This window comes from Streptomyces sp. NPDC005374, assembly GCF_042872225.1.
GTDB lineage: Bacteria > Actinomycetota > Actinomycetes > Streptomycetales > Streptomycetaceae > Streptomyces.
Genome location: NZ_JBIAKA010000024.1, coordinates 104,638 through 127,596, shown reverse-complemented (window position 1 = coordinate 127,596; position 22,959 = coordinate 104,638). Strand labels below are relative to the sequence as shown.

General features: G+C 66.5%; 12 protein-coding genes and 1 pseudogene. 4 read left to right on the top strand and 9 right to left on the bottom strand.

Annotated features, from left to right (window positions below; genetic code table 11):
* The first annotated feature begins 413 nt into the window (after positions 1-413).
* Positions 414-2,396 (top strand): caspase family protein, encoded by a 1,983-nt coding sequence (locus ACFYRX_RS42190; protein ID WP_389112123.1) that lies wholly within the window; start codon positions 414-416, stop codon positions 2,394-2,396.
* Between the two features lie 28 nt (positions 2,397-2,424).
* Positions 2,425-6,225: a CHAT domain-containing protein gene (locus ACFYRX_RS42185; RefSeq protein WP_389112121.1), complete on the top strand. Its 3,801-nt coding sequence runs from the start codon at positions 2,425-2,427 to the stop codon at positions 6,223-6,225.
* A gap of 212 nt (positions 6,226-6,437) precedes the next feature.
* Here ACFYRX_RS42185 and ACFYRX_RS42180 read toward each other — a convergent pair whose 3' ends face one another.
* The 3 genes from ACFYRX_RS42180 to ACFYRX_RS42170 form a co-directional block, all read right to left on the bottom strand.
* Positions 6,438-6,599, bottom strand: a complete 162-nt coding sequence (locus ACFYRX_RS42180) for a hypothetical protein (RefSeq protein WP_389112120.1) — start codon at positions 6,597-6,599, stop codon at positions 6,438-6,440.
* Positions 6,600-6,790: 191 nt separating this feature from the next.
* Entirely contained in the window at positions 6,791-7,456 is a 666-nt protein-coding gene (locus tag ACFYRX_RS42175) for a histone-like nucleoid-structuring protein Lsr2 (protein WP_389112118.1), read from the bottom strand.
* On the bottom strand, positions 7,453-12,141 hold the full coding sequence (locus tag ACFYRX_RS42170; protein ID WP_389112116.1) for an RHS repeat-associated core domain-containing protein: 4,689 nt from the start codon (positions 12,139-12,141) through the stop codon (positions 7,453-7,455). Before ACFYRX_RS42170 ends, ACFYRX_RS42175 begins: the two co-directional genes overlap by 4 nt.
* A 588-nt stretch (positions 12,142-12,729) precedes the next feature.
* On the opposite strand from ACFYRX_RS42170, the gene ACFYRX_RS42165 reads away from it, so the two are divergent.
* Together ACFYRX_RS42165 and ACFYRX_RS42160 are read left to right on the top strand one after the other, a co-directional pair.
* A complete protein-coding gene (locus tag ACFYRX_RS42165) occupies positions 12,730-14,223 on the top strand; it encodes an AAA family ATPase (RefSeq protein ID WP_389112114.1) in 1,494 nt (497 codons plus the stop codon).
* Entirely contained in the window at positions 14,223-15,071 is an 849-nt protein-coding gene (locus ACFYRX_RS42160; RefSeq protein ID WP_389112167.1) for a hypothetical protein, read from the top strand. Before ACFYRX_RS42165 ends, ACFYRX_RS42160 begins: the two co-directional genes overlap by 1 nt.
* Positions 15,072-15,325: 254 nt before the next feature.
* Here the strand turns inward: ACFYRX_RS42160 and ACFYRX_RS42155 are convergent.
* The 6 genes and pseudogenes from ACFYRX_RS42155 to ACFYRX_RS42130 form a co-directional block, all read right to left on the bottom strand.
* Positions 15,326-15,484, bottom strand: a pseudogene (locus ACFYRX_RS42155) (AAA family ATPase); the annotation flags it as partial.
* A gap of 123 nt (positions 15,485-15,607) precedes the next feature.
* Positions 15,608-16,063, bottom strand: coding sequence for a type II toxin-antitoxin system RatA family toxin (locus ACFYRX_RS42150; RefSeq protein WP_389112112.1), 456 nt, complete (start codon positions 16,061-16,063; stop codon positions 15,608-15,610).
* On the bottom strand, positions 16,060-17,301 hold the full coding sequence (locus tag ACFYRX_RS42145) for an aspartate aminotransferase family protein (protein ID WP_389112110.1): 1,242 nt from the start codon (positions 17,299-17,301) through the stop codon (positions 16,060-16,062). The genes ACFYRX_RS42150 and ACFYRX_RS42145 overlap by 4 nt, the downstream gene beginning before the upstream one ends.
* Positions 17,298-18,344 (bottom strand): SDR family oxidoreductase, encoded by a 1,047-nt coding sequence (locus tag ACFYRX_RS42140; protein WP_389112109.1) that lies wholly within the window; start codon positions 18,342-18,344, stop codon positions 17,298-17,300. Before ACFYRX_RS42140 ends, ACFYRX_RS42145 begins: the two co-directional genes overlap by 4 nt.
* Before the next feature lie 11 nt (positions 18,345-18,355).
* Positions 18,356-19,483, bottom strand: a complete 1,128-nt coding sequence (locus ACFYRX_RS42135) for an acyl-CoA dehydrogenase (RefSeq protein ID WP_389112107.1) — start codon at positions 19,481-19,483, stop codon at positions 18,356-18,358.
* A 617-nt stretch (positions 19,484-20,100) separates the two neighbouring features.
* Positions 20,101-22,344: an MMPL family transporter gene (locus ACFYRX_RS42130; RefSeq protein WP_389112105.1), complete on the bottom strand. Its 2,244-nt coding sequence runs from the start codon at positions 22,342-22,344 to the stop codon at positions 20,101-20,103.
* Positions 22,345-22,959 lie beyond the last annotated feature (615 nt).

The following is a 22,959-nucleotide window of genomic DNA, read 5'->3' as shown; positions in this document are numbered from 1 at the left end:
TGAGGTGCGGTCCGTGGGATGTCAGGTAGCGCGCGCCGTAGGAGGTGTGTTTGGCCTGTTGTCAAACCGTTAGTAGAGGCGCTCAGATAGCGACGGTGTGCGCCGTAGACGTGCGTCTGTGCGCCCCGAGCGGTCGGGAACGGATCGTGATGGGCGCTCGTGCAATTGAGTAGCAGCACGTCGAGCGGGCGTGTGTCGTACGGCGAAGGGCGGGGCGTTGAACTGGGGAGTCGGCACGGGTCACTTCGGGCGTCCATCGCGCCTTAACGTCCGCCAGTGTGCTGCATGCCGACAACTGCGGGCTGCACCACTCCGTTCTCCGGGTGGGAGTCGTATCGGGCGGCCCCCACGTAGGCGTACGTTCGCGCGCATCCGTCCATGGCCGCCAGACCGCACGGACAGGAGCTACATCGATGCCCAAGGTCCACGCCCTGCTGGTCGGAATTGACATGTACCGGCTGCCGCACCTGAACCTGCGCGGCTGTGTGAACGACGTCAGGCTGGCCGAGCAGCTGTTGCGCGAGCGGATCGTGCCGACGGACTTGGTCATCGAGAAGCTCTGCGACGAGCAGGCCACCCGGGCCGGCATTGTCGAGGCGTTCCGCAGCCATCTCGGTGGTCTCGGCGTCGATGACATCGCGCTGTTCTGGTACAGCGGTCACGGCTCGACGGGGCCGTTGCCGGAAGGGATCTGGTACGCCGAAAGCGCCGGCATGTGCCAGACGGTGGTGTGCCACGACAGCCGTGCCGACGTTGCGGACCTGTACGACAAGGAGCTCGCTGTCCTGGCGCACGAGGTGGTCAGTACCGGCGCCACCCTTGTGACGATCATGGATGCGTGCCATTCCCGCAGCGCGATGCGTGAGGGCCTGCCGCCCGACCTGCACCCGCGGCTGGCACCCGGGCTGGAAGCACCGCCTCAACTGCGCGATCTGCTGCCCGAGTTGGTTGCTGGTGCTGCGGATTCGTCCGTACCGGTCCCCGGCGCGCAGTTGCCCAGGCATGTGGCGTTCTCTGCGTGCGACGAGTGGGGACTGGCCAACGAGCGGCACTTCCCGGACGGCTGGCATGGCGTGTTCACCGAGGCGCTCGGTCATACGCTGGCCCGGCTCGGCCACGGCGCCACCTATCGCCAAGTGCTCAGTTACGCACGATGCCGTGTCGAGGGCCGGCTCATGCGGCAGATTCCCCACCTGGAAGCCACCGGCGGTCTCGCCGACCGGGAAATCTTCGGCGGGGTTCTGCGGCCGCGTATGGCCCGGGTCACCATGCGATACCTGCGGGGCCAGTGGGAGGTGGACGCGGGGGCCATCCACGGCGTCGTCACGGGCTCTCGGTTCGCAGTGCACCGCTCCTCGCCGTTCCGGGAGGTGGACGTTGCCGAAGTGGATACCCAACGCAGCATCGTCGAGCCAGTTGGGTGGGCGCCCCACGAGGAACAGCAGTACGACATGGTTCTGACCGATGTACCGCTGCCTCCTGTGGCGGTGTCGGTCCAAGCAGACCCTGACATCGTCCATCGCTTGACCGGGGCCGTCCGGGCCGCCGGTCCCGGTGGCGGCCCGTCGCCGCACATTCGCATCGTTCCGACCAGTGATGAGTCCGTGTTCCAGCTCCGTATGCGGGTGTGCCAAGGCGACAGCGGCCGCACGATTCAGGTCACCGGCTTGGACGGTAGGCCTCTGGCGCCCCCGGTCCCCGTCGATGATCGTGGCATCCAGCAGACCGTCCACGACCTGGAGCACATTGCGCGCTGGCTTCAGGTACGCAACCTGGAAAGTGCCTCCCCTGCGCTTGAGGAGGCAATCCAGCTCGAGTGTGTCCTGGCGCTGCCGGGTCAGCAGCGTCCGCCCCGCGACAGCGTGCCAGCCCCGGTGAAGGACCTCAACTTCACCTACACCTGGACAGGCACCGGCTGGGTGCCGCCCTCGGTCTTTGTGCGGCTGCGCAACACCACAGACCGGAAGCTGTTCTGCGTGCTGCTCGATCTGACTGACCGGCACCGCATGCATGCGGACCTGTTCCCCGGGGAGTACGTGGCGGGACGCTGGACAGCGGAGGCTGGTAACGGTGCGGCCGTCACGCTGTCCCTGCCCCCCGACCAGCCGGTTGAGCCGGGCGCCTCAGTCACCGACTGGCTGGTGCTGCTGATCGCGGAGGAGCCGTTCAGCTCGGCGCCGTTCACGTTGCCCCGGCTTAGGCAGGCTCCCCGGCCGTCCGCCCGAGGCGGGCGCGGCGTCACCGGGGTCTTGGGCCAGCTCGGTCTGCTCGCGGTGGAGCGCGATGCCGAGACGGCGCCGCATGTCGCGTTGGACTGGGCGGTCAAAACCGTCGAGGTCATCACACGGGTACCGGGCCGCCCTGGCGATCTTGACCAGGACCCGCGCACCCAGTAGGCGCATTGGCAAGCAACGGGGAGATCAGGTGGACCATAAACCGTTCGAGCAGTGCCTGTGGGCGTTCGTGCGACGCGACTACCCCGCCGTATCCGCGATCGCGATGAACATCCTGCGAACAGGCGGCGTCAGCCTGGGGATAGCGCAGATCTTCCTCATCAGCATGCGCCGGATGGGGATGTCAGCCGCCGACGACGCGATCGGGCAGAACCTGCGCGAGCTCGTCGGCGGCCCGTGGGAGTCTGCCCTCCTCGACGTCACGCTGGGCCGGCGAGAGCTGGCGTCGGTCATCGCCGAAGCGGACGATACTCTTCAGCGGTGCCAGGCTCTGTGCTATGCCGGGATGCATCTGATCACCACCGGCGACCTGAAAACCGGACGTCAGCACCTGCGCGAGTGCCTCGACCTGGACGTCACGTGCATGGAGACCCAGCTCGCATTGATGGACACGGACCTGCTCGACGAGTGGAGCCAGGCGGCGCCTGATGTCGATGCGGAGGTCAACCGTCTCCGGGGCTACTACCACGCCCTTTGGTCCAACGGGCACCACGAACAGTCGATCCACATCGCCGACGTCGTGTTGGCGCTCGTCGTCGGCTGGCACGGCAAGTTCCATCCCGAGACGGGCCGCAGCCTGAACGAGTTGGCCATGGCCTACGCCGCAATTGGTGACTGGCAGCGAGCCGAGCCGCTCCTGGTTCCCGCTGTTCAGATGGCGCTGGTTTTCGACGGAATGTTCAGCGAGGCCTATGCGACCTACCTCGACAACCTTGCCCAGGCGAAACACGCTCAGGGGCACAGGGAGGTCGCCGAGGAAATGCACCGCCAGGCTCTGCCATCCTTCGCTAGAGCGGTCGGAACCGACCACCCGTCGTATGCGACGTGTCTTGGCAACCTGGCCCTTGTGTGCGCAGAGCTCGGCAAGCACACCGAGGCCGAGCAGCTCTATCGCGAGGCCCTCGATCTTCGGCGCCGCCTCTTCGGCACCGACGACCTGCGGTATATCGGCATGGCCGACGGCCTCACCAACGTCTACATCGCCATGGGAAAGCTCAGTGCAGCCGAAGTCCGAGTAACGGAGATCGTAGAGATTGTCAGCCGTATGAAGGGCGCCGACTCGCTGGAGTACGCATCGCGCCTCAAGCAGCTCGGCTACCTCTACCACCAGTTAGGTCGGCATTCCGACAGCGCCGACCGATACCACGAAGCCCTCGTGATCGAGCACTCGAAGCTGGACTTCGACCACCCCACCGCCGTGGACACGGCGGCCCAGTTGGCGCTCGCCCAAAAGCTCGCCGGCCGGTTCAGGGAGGCGATGCTCGGCTACCAGTACGTCATGAGCCGCCAGTCAGGCGCAGACCTCGCGGTCACCACGCACAACTTCGCCGTCCTCCACCTCGACGTCGGGGACACGCGTTCCGCCCGCCGCTACGCAGAGGAGGCGATCGAACTCCATCGCTCGGTTGGCCTCGAGGACTCCGTCGACCACGCAATGCTGCTCACCGGTAAGGCTGCAGTCGACTCCGCCGAGGGACAGCACGACGACGCGGAGACCACCCTCCGCCAAGCGATGGACCTAATCGAGCAGAAGGCCGGCCGCGACAACGAGCACTACGCGCACGCCTGCACTGGCCTGGCGAAGTGCCACATGGCCCAACACCGCTACGACGAGGCCGACGAACTTCTGCAGACCAGCCTCCAGTTGATGGAGGGGGCGGTGGGCCACGATGCTCCAGCCATCGCGTCCACCATCCGCCTGCGCGGAGCTGTTCAGCTCGCGAAGGGCCGCTGGGAGGGCGCCGAGAAGCTGTTGCGACACGCGGTCGAGCTACTGGGCGGGGACACCTCCACGGAACAGAAACCGCTGTACATCGAGCTGTTGCGGGATCTCGGTTCTGCCCTCGTCGGGATGGGACGCGAACGCGAGGCGATCAACGTCCTTCTGACTGCCGAGCGGCACCAGGACGATCTCGTCCTGGGGCAGTCCGCAGTGGCAGGTATCTCGTCCCTCTCCGTCGACCAGCCGGTCGCGCTGCTGAACATCCTCGGCCAGCCCCGGTTCCAGTCCACCGGCCTGGTATCGCAATTGTTGGAGGTCGTCTGGCGGCGCAAGGGAATCGTGGCCGAGGCCGACTTCATCCGCAGGCGCGAGGAAATCCACAGCAGGGAGCACGACGGCGGCGACGCACAAAGCAAACTCGCCGAGGTGCTGCAGAGCATCGAGAACGGCGAGATCCCACAGGACATCGAGAATGTGCTCGAGGATGTGCTCGCCACCTACGCGCGCAATCTGCGGTACGGGATGTATCCGAAGATCGAGGGGGCACACCAAGAGGTGTACGCGCACCTCATGGACGGATGGCCCGAGCAGGGCGACCTGAGCCGGGAGGAATGGCTGGAGCGGCTTTCCGAATACGCCGGCACGGCGGGGGCCCTCATGGGAAACCGCGACCGCCTCGAGTCCGAACTGCGGGTCCTCTTTCCTGACGGCGGATGGCTGGGCGAGGTCCTGCAGCGGGTCACCCTGGAAGCCGTCCGGTCCCGGCTTCCCGAGGGTTCGGCGCTCGTCGAGTTCCTGTGCGTTCCGACACTCGACGAGACGGCTGTCCGGGCGAAAGGCGAGTCCCGGTGGGGACCCGACCGGTACTACGCCTTCGTCCTCACGCCTGGTCGCGACGACGATGTCCGCCTGATCGACCTGGGCAAGGCCGACAGCATCGACACGAACATCATCCTGCTGCGCCGCTACGTCAGCCGTGGCGGCCGGGCACGCGATATCGACCTGGACAAGACCGCTGCGGACGACGCCGCAGGGGCGACCGGCAAGGCAGCCGTCGAACTACGCAAGACCCTTATAGACCCATTGCAGATCAACGACCGGACGCGGTTGTTCCTTGCTCCCGACGCCCAGCTGTACACACTGCCCCTCGAGATCCTGCCCCTCGACGACGCCCGCCTCGTCATCGATGACCACGAGATCACCTACCTGACGACCGGCCGCGACCTGGTCCCTGCCCGCCCAACCGCCCCCGAGCCAGCCAGTCCCCCGGTCGTCGTCGCCGACCCCGACTACGACCTCGCCCTCAACACGACCACCGACCCAGCTCCCCCGGGCGGCGAACCGGACGGGCGGCGGGCCGCGGGCCTTCGCTTCGCCCGGCTACCGGGAACCCGCGACGAAGGCCAGCACGTCGCCGACCTGCTCGGTGTCCAGGCGTGGCTCGGCACCGATGCCGTCGAAGGACCGCTCAAACAGCAACGGTCGCCCGTCATTCTCCATATCGCCTCGCACGGCTACTTCCTCGACGACGACCAGCCGAAGGAAAGCAGTACCCGGCAGGCGGACCGCCGCGCATTCAGCGCCTTCCCCGCTCCGCTGCTCAACTCCGGGCTCGCGCTCGCAGGAGCCAACACCTGGCTGCGCCGCGGCCACCTGCCCCAAGAGGCGGAAGACGGGCTACTGACCGCAGCCGACCTCGCCACCATGGACCTGTCCGGCACCGAACTCGTCGTGCTGTCTGCCTGCGACACCGGTCGCGGGCTGGTCGCCGTCGGGCAGGGGGTGTACGGGCTGCGCCGGTCGGTGGGAATCGCTGGCGCACGGACCCTGGTGATGAGCATGTGGCAGGTCCCCGACCGGGAGACGCAGGAGCTCATGGAAGATTTCTACGGTCGTCTCAAGCGTGGCGAACCACGCGGTTCCGCGTTCCGCGCGGCCCAGTTGGCGATGCGTGCCCGCAAGCCCAATCCTTACTACTGGGGCGCATTCATCTGCCAGGGCGATCCCGGGCCGATGCCCGCGGGCTTCCTGAGCGATATCGATCGGTAGGGTGTCGTGGCCGCTGTCACGCCTGTCGCGGTGGTCAGCGTGAGGCTGATGTGCCTCTTCGCCGCTCATGCGAGCAGCGAGCGGGCACCAGCCAGCGGGATCAGCGATCAGGTGGCTCTACGCCCACTGACGCTTGGGACATTCTCAGTGGAGGTCTGGGGCTCTTCGCTGCCCTACGGCTACCTGGAGTCACGGTATCGCGGGGCGACTGCTCAGACGGCCCTCGGCTGGCGGTATTCGTGTGTGGTGAGCGGGTATCGGGAGAAATTCGGGAGGGGGACGCCGAGCTGCTCCTGGAGCTCGTCCCGGTCGGTGCCTCGGGGTTCAGAGGGCGGTGTGACCAGCTGGGTGAGGCGGGCGCGTGCGGCGTTCATGGAATCTCCCTCCGCTAGCACAGCCCGTCCCAGGGAGCGAACAACCAGTGCGGGACGTTCGGCGGCCCACTTGTGAAGTCGAGGTCACGCGTATGAGGCCCGCTCGCTACGAATCGGTGTGAATGCGCTTGCCCTCCTGCGGCGCACCAAGGCGGAGTTCCTCAGTGGCAGAACTGCAGAACGACCGAACTTCACTCCCCTCCCTGTGTGGCGCGCTGCCAGGCGTCGCGGATGGCTGCGGGGATGCGGCCGCGGTCGGGGACGTCGTAGCCGTTGGCGCGGGCCCACTCGCGGATGGTGTTGGTGTCGACCGACCGGCTCACGGGGGGCGTGAGCGGTGCTGCGTTGTCACGGCGGGAGGGCGTGAAGGTGATGCCCTGGTGGAGGACGTCCGTGGGGAAGAGGGGGATGTGGAGTTCGCCGCTGAGGAGTGCGGTGAGGAGGTCGGTGAGGGTGCCGTCGTAGGTGTACCAGTCGTGGCCGCGGGCTTCGTTGATGGCGATGCGCCACCCATCGGGCTCGGAGGCGGGTTCGGTGATCCAGAAGAGGTAGTTGCCGTTGTCGGTCACTCCCGCGAAGAGGAGGTGCCGGGGGTCGTGGGGCACGGGGAAGGTGCCCTGGTCCCGGTCGCGCTGGAGTTGTTCCTGGACGCTTGATGCCAGGGGCCCGGCGAGGCTGCCGGACGGGTGGTAGACGTGCAGGAAGTTGCAGAAGCTGCCCGGCCCGTACGCGGCGGCGAGCTCTTTGTAGTCCCGGGGAAGCGGGCGGCCGAGAGCACGTTCTGCAGCCGTCCAGTCGACCGCTGGAGGGGCCGCGGGTGGAGGGCAGAGCCGGGTCAGGTCGTCGATGGTGCTCACAGGAGTCCTCGTCGGTGTCGCTGTTGCTGCTCGTGGGCCGGATTATCCAGAGGCTGGTCCATGACGAAGCCCTTGGTGCCGTGGGCCTCGAGCTGAATGTACTTCGGGACCGAGTCCGGCAGGTCGTCGCTGTATTCGAGGTAGACGTTGTAGGTGACGACCTCGCCGTTGTCCTTGACGGCGTTGTAGATGGCCTGCTCGTGGTCGCGCATCTCGGGGCTGTTGATCGGGTTCTGGGTGATGGTGAAGAGGTTGTCGAGGGTGTCGCCGGATCCGCCGAGCATCCGGGCCAGCATGTGGCCGCGGGCCTGGTTGTAGTCGCCGCCGAGGAAGCCGGGCGGCTCCAGCGAGTTCCTCGCGTGGGTGCCCTCGTCGAGCATGTCCCTGGTGATGACGGCGTTCATCTCGTAGGGGCGCCCGTGCTCGTCGCGGGTGAAGGTGACCCGCCCGCCCCAGGTCGGATCGGCCGTGCAGCCAGCCAGGCCGAGCGGGTCGGCGAGGGTGAAGGGGTTGGGGACGTAGGTGTAGTGGTTGACGGCCGGGGCGAGACCCAGGGGGTCGGGTGTGGTGTAGCGGCCGAGTTCGGGGTCGTAGTAGCGGTTGAGGTTGTAGTGCAGGCCCGTTTCCGCATCGAAGTACTGGCCCGGGTAGCGCAGTGGCGTGTATGCGGTGGCGTCGCGGTGGGACTGGGTGGCGCCCCAGGCGGTGCTGCGGCTGTGCCAGGCGATGGTGCCGTCGGGGGCGATGAGGTCGGTGGGTGCCCCGGCAAGATCGGTGACGATGGCGAAGAACCGGTGGTCGCTCTCGCCCTGCGCCTGGGTTTTGGCTTCGCGTTGCGCGAGGGGGTGCAGGCCGGTGTAGTCCCAGATGAGGGTGACACCGTTGGTGTGCTGTTCGGCGAGCTGGCCGCCGTCCCAGCAGTAGGTCGCCACATCCTCGATGCGGCCGTCCGCGCGCAGCTGGTGCTTGGCGGTGCGGCGGCCCAGCGCGTCGTAGAAGTAGCGCCAGGACACGTCACCGGGGGTCTGGACCTGGGTGAGGCGGTCTTCGGCATCCCAGGTGAACGTCCAGGTCAGGTGTTTGCCGCTGAGCGTGGTGAGGCGTTTTTGGGCGAGGCGGCCCTGGGCGTCGTAGGTGTAGCGGGTGCGGCCGGCCTGGGTGATCCGGCTACCGGAGTAGGTGCGTTGGCCAGCGGTGTCCTGTCCGGGGGTGCCCGGCGGCAGCGCGGCATGCATCTGGTCGCCCATGGTGTTGTAGGCGTACTGCTCGCTCCAGCCCTCGGCGGTGACGGCGGTGATGCGGCTGGCTGCGTCCAGCGTGTAGGTGCGTCGGCCGGTGCGGCTGTCCTCGATGGTGTGCGGGGTGCCGTTGGGGGTGTAGGCGAAGGAGCGCTCGAAGAGGGTGTCGTGCGGGCCGGTGAAGGCCTGGTTCACGATGCGGCCGACGGGATCCCACGTCTGGCTGAAGGTGAGCTGGCCGTTAAGGGTGCGGGAGACTTCCCGGCCGAGCACGTCGCGTTCGAAGCGGAAGGTCTGCTCGCCCGCGGTGTAGGCCGCGAGCCCCCGCTGGTCGTAGGTGAGGGTGCTGGTGGCGCCGGACGGGGTGCGCCGGTGGGTGCGCCGTCCCAGCACGTCGTAGGCGCGGGCCAGGGCGCGGCCGTTGACACTCTCGGTCACGACCCGCCCGGCCAGGTCCCGTTCGAGGTGGATCTGGGCGTGGGGGTTGGTGACCTCCACCAGGTGACCGGCGGTGTCGTAGGTGAAGGCGGAAGTGGTGCCGTCGTCGTGCTGCATCCGCACGATCCGCCCCAACAGGTCACGCTCGTAGGTCAGGGACTGTCCGGCGGCGTTGCTGCGGCGGGTCAGACGGCCCAGGGCGTCGTGTTCGTAGGTCAGGGTGCGGCCGTCGAAGTCCGTCTCCGCTGTCAGGCGGCCAGCGGCGTCGTACTGGTAGCGCCACTGCTGCCCCTGGGCGTTCACGACCGCGGCCAGGCGCAGTTCGCTGTCGTGGGTGAACTGGTAGGCGGCGCCTTCGGCGGTGCGGGTGGCGGTGCGCCGGTCGAAGTGGGTGACCGCGTGTGTGGTGGTGTGCCCGGCCCGGTCGGTGTGGGCAAGCAGGTTGCCCTCGCCGTCCCAGGCCCACTCCTCACAAGTGCCGTCGGGCAGCTGCCGCCGCAGCGGCCGGCCCTCGATCGTCCAGGTCATGCGCAGGGTTTGGCCGAGGGCGTCCGTCACCTCGGTGACCCGGCCGAAGCGGTCACGGACGAGGGTCACGCGGGCTCCGTCGGGTGCCGTGATCTCCACCGGCAGGCCCGCCGCGTCGTTGCGTATCCGGGTGACCTGGCCGGCTGCGTTGCGCACCGCGGTGACGTGACCGTTCTCGTCGACCTCGTACTCGGTACGGGCCCCGTCGACATCGATGACCGCGGTGCGGTTGCCCCGCGTGTCGTAGGCGAAGTGCCGCTGGCGGCCGCCACGTTCGGTGATGGTCACCGGAAGGTCCAGCTCGTTGAAGACCGCGGTCGTGCGGACCCCGTCGGGCGCGACGAACCCGACCAGGTTGCCCCGCTCGTCACGCTCGAAGCGCACGGTGTGGCCCAGCGCGTCGGTCTGCTCCAGGATCCGGTCGCGCGCATCGAACACATAGCGGGTGGTGTGGCCCAGCGGGTCGGTCTCTGCGACGATCTGCTGCCGATCGTCCAGCTGGTAGAGGGTCGTGGCGCCTGTCGAGTCGGTGTACCGGGTGATCCGGTTCGCCGTGTCGTAGGCGAACGTGGACGAGAGCATCCCGGAGGGCCCCACCGTCTGCACGACGCGGCCGGACCCGTCGTAGACGTAGCGGTAGGTGGAGTCGTTGCGGTCGGTCCACGACGTGATGCGGCCCTGCATGTCGTAGGTGAAGCGCAGCGGCGTGGCGGAGGAGTTGATGACCTCGGTGAGATCGCCGTCTTCGTCGTAGCCGAACTCGACCACAGGTAGAGCAGGCTCGCCGCCGGCCCTGCCGCGGAGAGCGATGACGGTGACGCGGCCGCGGTCGGCGGTGACGTTGATGTCGTAGCCGCCGTTGTGGGTGATGTCGAGGGGGCGGCCGGTGGCGTCGCGGTGGATGTCGATCTGGTTGCCGTTGCGGTCTTCTATGGCGGTCAGCCACAGCTGCCAGCCCTTGCCGTCCGGCTTGGAGAAGAAGCGCGTCCAGCCACTGCGCGGATCAGTCGCCGCGAACTCCAGGTCCTGGGCGCCCACCTCGGAGACCCGGCGCAGCGGGATACGGGGACCCTCCAGCGGCAGCACCTCGGGTGTCTGCGGGCCGGGCAGCTGCTCGTAGACAAGGATCGTGCCGTCCTCGCGCGCCCACATCGCCTGATTGCGAATGTCGACCTCAATGCGCTCGTCCAGCGTCGAGGCCCACGAGCGGCCGAACCACACCCCGAACGTGTAGTCGGACAGGTGCGTGCGCTTGAGGATCAGCGGCAGCACCCCGGGAAGGTCCAAGTCGGTCTGCTGCAGCAGCATCTGGCCGCTGGCCACGTCGACCGGGTCGGTGCGGCAGACCCGCTTGTCCGGCTCCACACCATGATGGCGCACATCGTCGCGGGCGCTGTTCAGCGGATCCGGGCCCCTGCCGTCCCGCCCGCCGCTGCGGGCGCCGGGCAGCTTGGGGGTGTCCGCATCGCCCTTGGTGAGTGCCTTGAGCCGGTCGGAAATGTCGCTGTCGTTCTGGCGGTGGGTGCGCGACGTGGCGCGCAGGCCCCCGGGCACGTCCTCCGTGAGGTGCTTACCCACCTTCTTCAGCGCCTTCTCCGCGCCGTTGAGCGCACCGTGCAGCACGGAGTCGAACGCCTGCGTGAACGGGTCCCGGCCCCTCGTGCGGCCGAAGGCACCCTTGGCCCGGCCCAGCGAACCGAGGGAGTCGGTGTGCATGGCCTCGCCGTGGCGGGACAGCTTGCCCGCACCGTTCTCGTACTCCTCATGATCGATGAAGACCCGGCCGCCACCCCCTCCCCCACCGCCGCCTGCCGAGGGCCCGCCTGCGGAAGCGAGGGTCATACCGGTGTGGCCGACGCCGTGACCCCCCTCCCCCGCTCCGACGCCGCCAGCGGCGGGCGGAAGCTTGATCAGGTTGTCGGTGAGGTCCAGAACGGTGTCCTCGACCATCTGCTCCAGCCGACCGGTGATCGGCTCGGTGACCCGGGCCAGGAGCTCGTCGACGATCTGGTCGGCCGCCTCGTCGATGATCCGCTTGATCAGCTGGCGCATCGCGGCGGTCTCCGCCGCCCCCACGATCGCCGACAGGCCGCCGGTGACGACCGCGAGACCCAGGCTGACGCCGATCGAGGCGGCCATCACCCCGAGTTCGATCTCGGCCTTGGTCTTCATCCCATAGATGATGTCCGCGACCACGTCACAGGCATCCGAGAACAGCCGGGCGATATCGGGCACCTTCTCCAGATGCCCGGACTTCACCAGGTCCCAGTGCTCCTGCAGGGCATCGACCGCGGCACCCTCGCTGGAGGCCAGGATGCGGCTGACCGCCGCATGCGCCTCCGCACCGTGCCCCTCGAACTGCTCGGCGAACTCCCGCATGGCATCAGCCATTTCACGGTAGTCGTCCTCGTCGACGTTCGGCCAGTTGATCCCGATGAAATCCAGGATCTCGTCCATCCAGCCAGGCAGGACGTAGCCCATCCCCCGTCAACCCCCTCAAAACCACAGCCACTTCGCGCACACCAACCCGAAGCGCACACCCCCACCACCCTAACCGGAGGGCTCGCCTGCAGATCATCCCCACCACACGGCACGAAGCTGTCTGTTTTGCAGGAACCGGCCAGGGTGGTGCGGCTGCTCAGATCGTCAGAAATGGTCGGGAAATGCTCACCGGTGCAGTGCGGCACACGAGCGAACGATGCTCCCCCTTACGCGAAGCGGCCAACGACTCAAACGTGACCGCCCGGGTTGCTGCATGACTGCTCCCTCCCTGACAGGCTCGGGGCATGCCAGAGATCAGCCACGTGGGAGCAGTCAATATCGAGCACTGCAGTCATCCATGTCCGTCACCAGGTGGACTCTCGGTCCGCTGACCAGGGGCAGTCAGATTTCGGGCCCGGCCGCCTCCGGTTACCACCCGCATGCTGACGGAGTCGGGCATACACCGTGACCAGTGCAGCTCTCTTCGGGCGCCGGGTCTCGTCGAGGTGGGCTCAGCGGTTGGCCTTCCCTGAGCCAGCTCAGGCATTCTACCTGCGGACGATCAGTCCTAGGAGGGGGAGGATTGCCGTGCAGTTCACGTTGCTGGAGTACGAGGAAGCACTACCTCATCGCGTCGGTGCATACTTGATCAAAGACGGCTGGAACGACCACGGGTATGTGACCACGTTCGATCTCCATCTCCGTCTGGTCGATATGACTAGGCGGCGCATCGGCTACCTCCGACTCGCACATGTCTCGATGAGTCGAGATGGGCTCGTCAGCACGGCAGAAATCTTGCCAGGACGCTTCACGTCTTTGGAGAGCGGTTTCTTCAGCCTTGGTCACGAGGACGACTACTACGTGGCGCTGCTGGAACTGCCCCCAGGCATGGGCCGCGAGATCCTCATGGCCTTGCACGATGTCGCTTTTGGCTGGGATACGGATCTTCGGTCACTCAGGTCCCTTGAGGTGTTCAATAAGTCCGTGCTCCGTGGCCGCAGCGAAGATCAGCTGTTCAATGCGAATCGCATTGCCCACGGATTGCGTGCGCGGGTCGTTCCCTTCCGCTGGACGTACACCCTCGGTGGAGAGGGTCTCTTGCCAGCACATGAGTTCACCTTCGACGCCGAGCCGGGGAGTCGCCCTCCCACCAACCTTCATGCGTTGATCGGCCGCAACGGTGCCGGTAAGTCGACGCTGCTGCACCGCATCGCTGTCGACGCGATGGCGGGTCGCATCACGGTGGAGAGCGATGGTGATGATGACAACAGCTTCAACGGCTGTGTCGTCGTGTCGTTCAGCCCCTTCGATCAGCCCTACGGGCCGATGCCCTCCAGCGCGCTCTCCTTCCAGTACATCGGCTTGTATCACCATGAAGAGCAGCGGCTGAAGACGAGGGATGAGCGGCGGAAGGAGTTCGTCGACAGTTTCGCCACTGTAAGAATCGGTTCGCGAGGCATGCGGTGGCGCCAGGCCATCAAAACGCTGAACTACGCGGCGAGCGGCTTCCTCGACGATCACTTGACGGTGCTGGACGCCATGATGAGGGAGGGCAGCAGCCGCAAGTTCGAGGCGCGGGTTGGCAAGGTCTTCGACAGTCTGAGCTCTGGCCACGCAGTGGTGCTCCTGATGATGACTCGTCTGATCGAGGTGGTCGGCGAACGCACCCTGGTGCTGATCGATGAACCGGAGACGCACCTGCATCCGCCCCTACTCGCTGCCTTGACAAGTGCGTTGTCCACGTTGCTGGCCGACCGAAACGGCATGGCGGTGGTTGCGACTCACTCCCCCGTCGTCCTGCAAGAGGTGCCCGCGTCTTGTGTGTGGAAGATGATCCGTCACGGTGATGAGCTCACTGCTCACCGCCCAAGCCTGGAGACCTACGGCGAGAGCGTCGGTGAGCTGACCTACGACGTGTTCGGTTTGGAGGTCAGCTCGACCGGCTTTCACGCAGCGATCGCCGCGGAGGTCGAGAAGGGAGGAAGCTATGAGGAGATCACGCAGCGGTTCAGCGGCCTGGGAGCGGAAGCCCGCGCTCTACTGCGAGCGATGACGTTTGCTCATACGCGGGGGGACCGCTGATGCTGTGGCCAACGCGGCCGGGGATCACCGTTCAGCACGTGCTGAACGCCTGTATGGGGTGGCTGGCGAAGAAGGAATGGGACGAACTCCTCCAGGGCCGGCTCCCGGAGCTCATAGAGACTCAGGAACGGTACCGAGCGGCGGCTGATACAGGGCAACTGCTCGCCCTGCTGATTTCCGAGGTCCACGCTCAGAGCAAAGACCCGGACAAGCACCGGCTCAACGCCACGTACGACAAGGCGTTCGTGGGAGGGGGTGGACGCAAGCTATACAACGCGATCAAGGCCGCCGCGATACACGGTGCCTGCACCATGTGCGGGGTAGGACTGGCGTCCACGCTCGACCACCATGCTCCGAAAGACAGCTTCCCGCTTCTGGCGCTGACGCCCCTGAACCTGGTGCCTGCCTGCGTGCCCTGTAACCAGGGCAAGAGCAAAAACTTCTCCAACAACCCGGCCGAGGAACCCTTCCACCCCTACTTCGACGACCTCGGATCCGCCCGATGGCTGTATGCCGGGGTCCGCCATGTCGACGGGGGCGGCGCGGTCGAGTTCTTCGTCCGTCCCCCTGGGGACTGGTTGCCGATCAAAGCGCAGCGCTTAAACCACCACTTCACCAGGCACAAGCTCGGAACGAAGTACGAGTTCGAAGCGTCCCGTCGTCTAGCGGCCCGCCGCCGGAAGGACACGCACCTACTCGATTCCTCGGGCCCTGAGGCTCTGCGCGCCACCCTCATCGAAGACGCCGACAGCTGCGCGGCATTCGATCCGAACGACTGGGAGACTGCGCTGCTGTACGCCCTGGCAGACTCCGACTGGTACGTCAATGGGGGCATGAAGGACATCTGAATCGGCTCAAGGATGGCGACCTGGACCGCGGGACCGGCAGCGGTCTCGATCTCGGTACGCGGGGCGAACCGGTAGGTCAGTCGCGCGGTGTAGGGGGCGAAGTCGACGGTGGCCGTCGAGAGGATGCCCTTGGCGTCATCGTCGTGGTCGTACCCCTGCAGCTCCACCGCGATGGTTACTTCGGCCCTGACGCTCAGGCCTCCCGGGTGGCCTTCCCAGATGTCCCCCTCGCGCAGCAGGCGGCGTACGTCGGGCAGCGAGGGGTCCAGAACCAGGCGGATCGCCTCCAGCAGGTTCGACTTGCCGACCCCGTTCTCACTGACGATCACCGCGTGGGCAGGGAAGTCGTCGATGACCAGGTGCTGGAAGTTGCGGAAGTTTCGTATCCCAATCCGCGAGATGTGCAGGCCCATACGACCCCTTACGGCGTCTGGACTGCAGGATCGCCAGCCGTTCTCTGCTACCCCGACACGGCGCGACCGTGCCAGAGCCTCCACCAGCAGGCTGTACGAGCGCGCGAAGCTCGCGCAGTCTCGTCATACCCGCTCACCGAAGGTGGTCAATGGTCCGTTCAGGCCGGACAGAATGCGCTGGAGATTTTCGATCAGAGCGCGCTCGGCAATCGGATCGAGAATCGCCGCCAGGCTGGCCATGCCCAGGTCGAATGCGGCATCGAACCGGATGACCACCTGATCCGCGACCTGCTCGACCCGCCAGCTCCCGTCGAAGGACTCGAAGTCCCCGGTCGTCTGGGCGAAGGTGATGGTGCGACTGGCCTGGTCCACGATCTCGTTCTCGCTCCAGCGGAGAATGCCGTTGCGGAAGTTGACCTCCCACTCCGAGTCGATGACGCCGTTCTTGCGGTGGGTGACCTGCACCTCCCGAACCGCGTCGGTGAAATCGGGGTAGCGCTCGAAGTCGGATAGCCGGGCGAAGACCGTATCGGCATCGGCGTCGGGGACGAATGCTTCGACGGTGACCTGTCGCGTCACAGGGTTCCTTCCAAAGTGGTGGCCGCGTCGTTGAAGGCGGTCAGCAGCCAGTCGACGTCGCTCTGGGTGAGTACGGCGGGCGGGGTGAAACGGATGACCCGGTGTGCGTTGAGGCTGTGATTGACCAGGACGCCGCGGTCGTGCAGCTCCATGACGAAGGCGCCTGCGGTGTGCTCGTCCTTCAGCTCGACGCCGATGAGCAGTCCGGCGCCGCGGATCTGCGTGACCAGTCCCGGACACCGCTCGGCGACGATCCGGGCCAGGGCATCCAGCAGGGTGGGGCCCAAGGCGGCGGCACGCTCGACCATGCCCTCGGACTTAATGGTCTCGACGGCGGCGCGGGCGGCGGCCATCGCAATGGGCGAGGCTGCAAAGGTCGACGTGTGCAGGAACGGGTCGCGGCTGAACGGCTCATAGGCGGCGTCGGTGGCCACCATGGCCGCGACGGGTACGACGCCTCCGCTCAAACCCTTTCCCACGAGCAGCACATCGGGGCTGAGCCCTTCACGGGAGGCGCCCCACCACGTGCCCAGCCGGCCGAGACCGGTCTGGATCTCATCCAGTACCAGGAAGGCTCCGCGCTCCCGGCAAAGGCGCTGGACCTCGGTGAGGTAGCCGTCCGGGGGAATGACCACGCCCCCTTCCCCCTGGACGGGTTCGAGGACTACACAAGTGTCGACGCCGATGATGTCGGCCAGTGCGGACGCATCGCCGTACGGCACGTGCGTGACATCCGGCAGCAACGGGCGGAACGGCTCCTGGTAGAGCTCTTTGGCGGTGAGCGAGAGAGCTCCCATGGTCTTCCCGTGAAATCCTCCCCTGGCCGAGACCAACCGCCGCTTGCCGTGGGTTCGGGCCAACTTGATGGCAGCCTCGGCTGCCTCGGCGCCGGAGGTCACGAAGTGGACCCGGTCGAGTCCGGCGGGTGTGACGGCGGCCAGGGTGGCGGCCGCCAGTGCCGCGGTAGGCTCAAGCAGCAGCCGCGTCGACATCGGGTGCGTACGAGCCTGCGCCACCACAGCGTTGACGACGGCGGGGTGCGTGTGTCCGACGAGGAATACGCCGTACCCCCCGCAGTCGAGGAAGCGTCTCCCGTCCGCGCCGAAGACGTGTGCGGCGTGTGAGGCAAGCTCCTGGTCGCCTCCGATCAGCTCGGCGAGACTGGCTCGGCCCTTGCTCAGATGACGGCGGTAGAGATCCGGTATGTCCGGCGCCAGTCGCTCGGTCCGCACTGTCATGCGGCCACCTCGCTCAGGCGTATCAGGTTCTTCACCGTGGCGTAATGGCGCATGGACGCGGTGAAGGCGTGCTCAAGGTCCGTGGTGGATAGCAGCTCGACGCCGGGGATACGGTCGTAGGTGCTGCTGAACGGCTCAGCAGTGTGGAACAGGGTGGTCATGGCCAGCATGTCGTCGAACCGGCGACGCTGTCCCTTGGGCAGCGAGTCGATGAAGACCGGCCGGATCAACCGGTCCACCATGTCCTGGGAGACAAAGCGCGGCGTGTCCAGCTTCAGGCCGAAACTCCTGGCCAGCTCGATACTCAGTTCGACGATTCGCCCTGCGGACGGGGCGCCGTCGCCGCCGGTCACCCAGTACTCCCCGCCGGTCTTCCCGGCCTGCACCAGGCCGACGATCACACGTGCGAGCAGGTCTTGCGGAACGAAGTCGATTCTCGTGTCCGGCTGCAGAGGAAGCATCGGGAGCGCGTTCCTGAGAAGTGCGCCGGCGATGCCGTGTAACCCCTGAAACTGCGAGATTTGGCCGGTGGCAGAGTCACCGATCACTACAGAGGGCCGAATGATGTTCGCCGCCACGCCGGAGTCCCGGATCGCTTGTTCGGCGAGGCGCTTGCTGTCCAAATAGACTTCCGGCCGGGCGCTGCTCTTCCCCTCCCGGGTCAGGTCCTGGCGGGTCACGAAGGCGGTGCTGACGTGGTGCAGCGGCGCCTTCGCCCGCTGCGCGAACGCGAGGATCGTCTCGGTGCCACGGACGTTCAGGTCGTTGGTCCGGCTCGCATCGACGCTGAATGCGGTAATCGCGGCACAGTGCACGACCACGTCGACTCGGTTGGCCAGGCTCTCGTACGCCGCTCGGTCCAGGCCGAAGCGTGGGAAAGTCAGGTCGCCACGCACGCTGACCACATCAGGGCCGCTGACCGGCTTGTTGTGAGTGAGGCACACGACGGTGTGGTCGGTGAGCTGGCCCAGCACCGCCTGGCCGACGACGCCGCTCGCTCCGGTGAGGAGGATGGTCGGTCCGGGCTTCGTATTGATAGACATGTGGATTCTTTTCAGCCGACGCGCAGCGGTTGGCCGGCGAAGTGGTCGCAGAGCTCGTTGGACATGTGGGTCCGGGACGGCGGATGGAACATCAGGCCGGCGCAGGCGGCTGCCATGTAGGCCCCGTCGCTCGAACCGATGTAGGACATCCCTCCGAGCAGTTCCACAGCACGGCGGTTGATCCGGCCGATGGCGTCCTGTACGGCGTAGCGGACGCACAGGACCTTGGCGAACATCTCCTGGCCCTGCTCTCCGGCCTCCTTTGCCCGGGCGACGCCCTCCAGCATGGCCATGGCAGACTCTGCCTCGATGACGAGCGCCGCGCGCTCGACCGCGTCTGCCTTGCCCGCGGACAGCACGCCTTCCACCAGGGCACTTGCCGCACCGAGGTAGGAGGCGGTGACCAGCAGCTCGAACCAGATGAAACCGCTCGTCTGCAGCTCGTCGGGCTGCTGGTCCTCGGTGCTCTCTGTCATGACGACGAGGCGCCCGGGTACCTCGACGTCCTTGAGGATCACCTCGTCACTCTCCGCGCCGGCCAGGACGAAGTTGTTCCAGAACGGCTTGACCTCCAGGCCGGGGCTGTCCACCGGGATGACCACGACGGCCATCTGATCACGCCCGTCCTCGCCGGTGACCGCCACCGAAGCGGTGAGCAGGTCCATGGAGTGCGACAGGGAGCACGGCTTCTTGGAGCCGGTCACGATCAGATTGTCGCCACGCCGAACGGCGCGCAGGGTAGGGGACAGGATGGGGGCCCCGCTGCGGCCTTCGGCAAAGCCCGAGGCGACCAGCAACTTCCCGTTGGCGATTCCCTCCAGCAGCATCCACTCCCACCCGTCGCCGAGGCTGGCCTCGGCCAGGCTGGCCACAGAGAAGTGGTGCATCGTCGAGGCGACTCCGAGCGAGGGCGACCTGGCGCCGATCGCCCGCTGCACCTGGATCGCCTCCTGCGGGGTGGCGCCCGCACCGCCCTGCGCGGTGGGGATCAGCAGGCCCGGACCACCTGCGGCCTTGAACAGGGCCAGAGCGGGGTTGCCCGGCTCTTCGAGCTCCGCGAGCGGAATCTGCGCGAGTTCGTCGTCGAGTCCGGGCATGAACCGCTGAAGCGTCGCCCGTTCGGTTGCCAAAAATTCCATGTTGAATCCCTGTGCGTTCAGTGAATCAGTCCGATGGAGAGGCAAAACTGGCTACCGCTGAGCGTGCGCCCTCGAGCCAGTTCGTGATGCGGTTGGCGAGGGCGAATGCTTGGTCGCCCGCGATGATCGAGTGGTGATCCGCGGCCAGACCTCCACCTCGAGGTCGGGCAGACGTCGCGCCACGCCGGAATCGGATCGGCGCGGTCGGCCGCGCCAGCCACGAAAAGGAGCGTGGGCGCCCCGGACTTGTCCGCTCGGTAGGAGCCCAGGGCCGCCAGGTTATGAGCGTGGACGCGCATCAGCAGCTCGTGCTGCTGCACGCCGGCCGCTTGGACCACAGTCGTAGGCCGTCATCAGCACGGCGGCCGGAGCGAGCCCCCGGCTCTCCGCTTTCTGCCGGATGGTCATCCAGGCCTCCTTGCCGGCCCGGCCGCTCTCGGCGGCGAACCCCGCGTACGACGGCTCCTTCCCGGCCCGTGACGCGACGACAGCTCCGAGGCCGGCGGCAGGCTCGGGAGCCGCACGTCGATTCCCCTGGCCAGCAGTTCTCTGAGCAGATCCCATACCATTTCGCATTCCCCCGGGACAGCACTCTCGAAATATTCAAAGTCAAAAAATCAGAGGCTTACCACGTCACCATTCTCCGCCCCCAGTCCAGGTGCGTCTGATTCATCGGGCATAGGTTCCGAATACTCACTGAGGCCGAACCGGTCGTGCAGTCGGCGCAGCAGCGGAGGCGCCCACCAATTCGCCCGCCCAGCAAGTCGCATAAAGGCGGGTACGAGTAGACCGCGGACCAGCGTCGCATCAACGACGACCGCAAGGGTGAGGCCGACTCCGAGCAGTTTGAGCAGAGTGAGTCCTGAGGAAGCGAAGGTGACGAATACCGTTCCGATCAGCACCGCACCCGCGCTCATCACCCTTCCGGTCTTTTCCAGACCGAGCGCGACCGAGCGTTCGTTGTCTCCACTGCGCAGATATTCTTCGCGGATCCTGGAAAGCAGGAAAACCTCATAGTCCATGGACAGTCCGAAAGCAATACAGAACATCAGAACGGGCATTGTCGCGTCGATCATGCCGGTTGTTACGAATTCGCCGACCAGCCACTTCAGATGGCCGTCCTGAAAAACATAGACCATCGACCCGAATGTGGCCGTCAGGCTCAGCATATTCAACACTATCGCCTTCATCGGAATAAGCACGCTGCCGGTGAAGATAAAGAGCAGGATGAACGTCATCACCGCGGTGATGAGCAGCGCTATTGGCAGCCTTTCGCCGGTGGCATGCGTGGTGTCGACCAATTGCGCTGCCTGGCCGCCGACCTGAACCGGGGCAGGTGCCCCGTCCGCCGCCCGGACGGCCGCCACGAGTGCGCGGCCTTTGGGTGAGTACGGCTCGAACGGGGACACGACCGACAGCCAGCTCCCCGCCTTGGCGGTGAACCGGTCCGAGGCGGGGGTGGGCGGAGCGACCAACCGTCCGCCGGCGTAGGAACCGGTGACGGTGTCCACCCGGCGAACGCCCGGCAGCGTCGAGAGCTTGGCGGCGTACGGCGGGAGCACCTGCCGAGCGTCAGCGTCGCCCACCCCCGGGACAATAACGGGAATCGGGTTGGTCTCCCCAGCGTCGAAGTTGTCCCTGAGGTACTGGGCCGCCTGGCGGGCCGGCGAAGCGGCGGGCAGAACCCTGTCGTCGGCCAAGCTGAACGAGGCTGACAGGAACGGGCTTCCCAACAGCAGCAGGAGTCCGACGATCACGGTCACGATCGGGATCGGACGCCGCATCACACCCAGCGCCAGACGCTGCCAGAACCCGCTCGCCGTGGGACGCCGAAACCGCACGAAGACGTCGAGCCGGTTCACCCGATGACCGAGCAGTGCGAGCAACGCCGGCAGGGCGACCACGGAGGTGAGGGCCGCCACCAGCACTACCGCGATGCCTCCGTAGGCGATCGAGCGGAAGAAGTACATCGGGAAGACCAGCAGCGCCGACAGCGAGAGGGCCACGGTGACGCCCGAGAACATGACTGTCATGCCCGCTGTGCGAACTGTGGTCCGAACAGCCGAGCTGACGTCCGCACCGGCGGCCAGTTCATCCCGGAACCTGCTGATGACGAACAAGCTGTAGTCGATGGCGAGGCCTAGTCCCAGCGCCGTGGTCACGTTGAGTGCGAAGACCGACACCGGAGTGACCTCCGTGAGCAGTTGAAGCACAGCGGTGGTGGAGACCACAGAGATCGCTCCGACCGCCAGAGGCACGACAGCGGCAACGAGGCTGCCGAAGATGAGCACCAGCAGGACCAGAGTGATCGGGGCAACGATCAACTCGGCGCGCAGGAGGTCCTCGGCCGAGACGCGCTCTACCTCGACATAGGTCTGCGCGATCCCCGTCACCCGCAGGTTCAGCCGGTCGTCACCGAGTTGAGGGACGATCCTCTTCGCCGTGGCCTGGTAGGCGCCCTCATCCCCGCTGAGCCGGACCAAAAGCAGACCGCTGGCCCCGTCCTTGGAGCGGAGCGACGCGGGCCGGCCCTCGGTCCAGTAGGAATCCGCCGAAACCACACCGGCGAAGGTGCGGACGCGCTCGACCAGCCCATTCGCAGCGTCGGCGACCTCGCGATCCTCCAGAGCCTTACCGCCACGCCCAGAGACGACCACGACCAGGTTGGGCGCCCCGGTACCGAAGTCCCTGGCCAGTGTGTCGTCTACCCGCATTGATTCTGACGATGGATCCTGAAAGCCACCGTTGGCCAGGTGCTGCTGCACACCCGCCCCGTAAAACGCCGCCAGTGCGGCGACTAACACGGTGAGAGTGAGGACCAGGCCCCTTCTGGCGACGGCCAGTTGTGCAATGACGTTCACGAGGATCCTCACGCAGTCGCGGTGGGACTCTGCTCAGGCCCGGGAGCCAAATGGCGCCCAGGCGACGGAGAGTCCTGAAGGGCCCTGCCAGACAGAGGACGTGGCTGTCTCATGAGGTCGACGGTGCGCGGCTGACCATCCGCCAACCGAACATGACATCCAACTTAACTACTATGGCGCACCGGGACTAGCCCGGCCCGCGCGATCAGATTCGAGTCATCAAACACCCCCGAAACCGCCGCCGGTCTGTGGGTAGATTGGCATCTGAGAGGTGCCTCGGTGTCGTACGCGGTGGAAGCGTCGGGCGTACTCCCGTCATCGCAGGTCAGCAGACGCCCCTCTTCCCTTCTTCATTTATAGGCCTGCCGCCAGTCGGTGGATCAGTGCTGGGACGACACTTCCTGGGACGGATTTTCATACACCTGCTTCGCTGGCGCTGCAGCAACTTGCCCGGGGCTTGCTGATATTGGGCACAATCGACGTTGTTCAACATCGGAGCAACCGCAGTCAGACAGTCCGCTCCGGCGGACTCTCGTATCGGATGTAGTCGGCAGGGACGCGACGCTAGTGCCGTGACTACTCATTGGAGTGCGTGACCTGCAACTGATCGGTTCC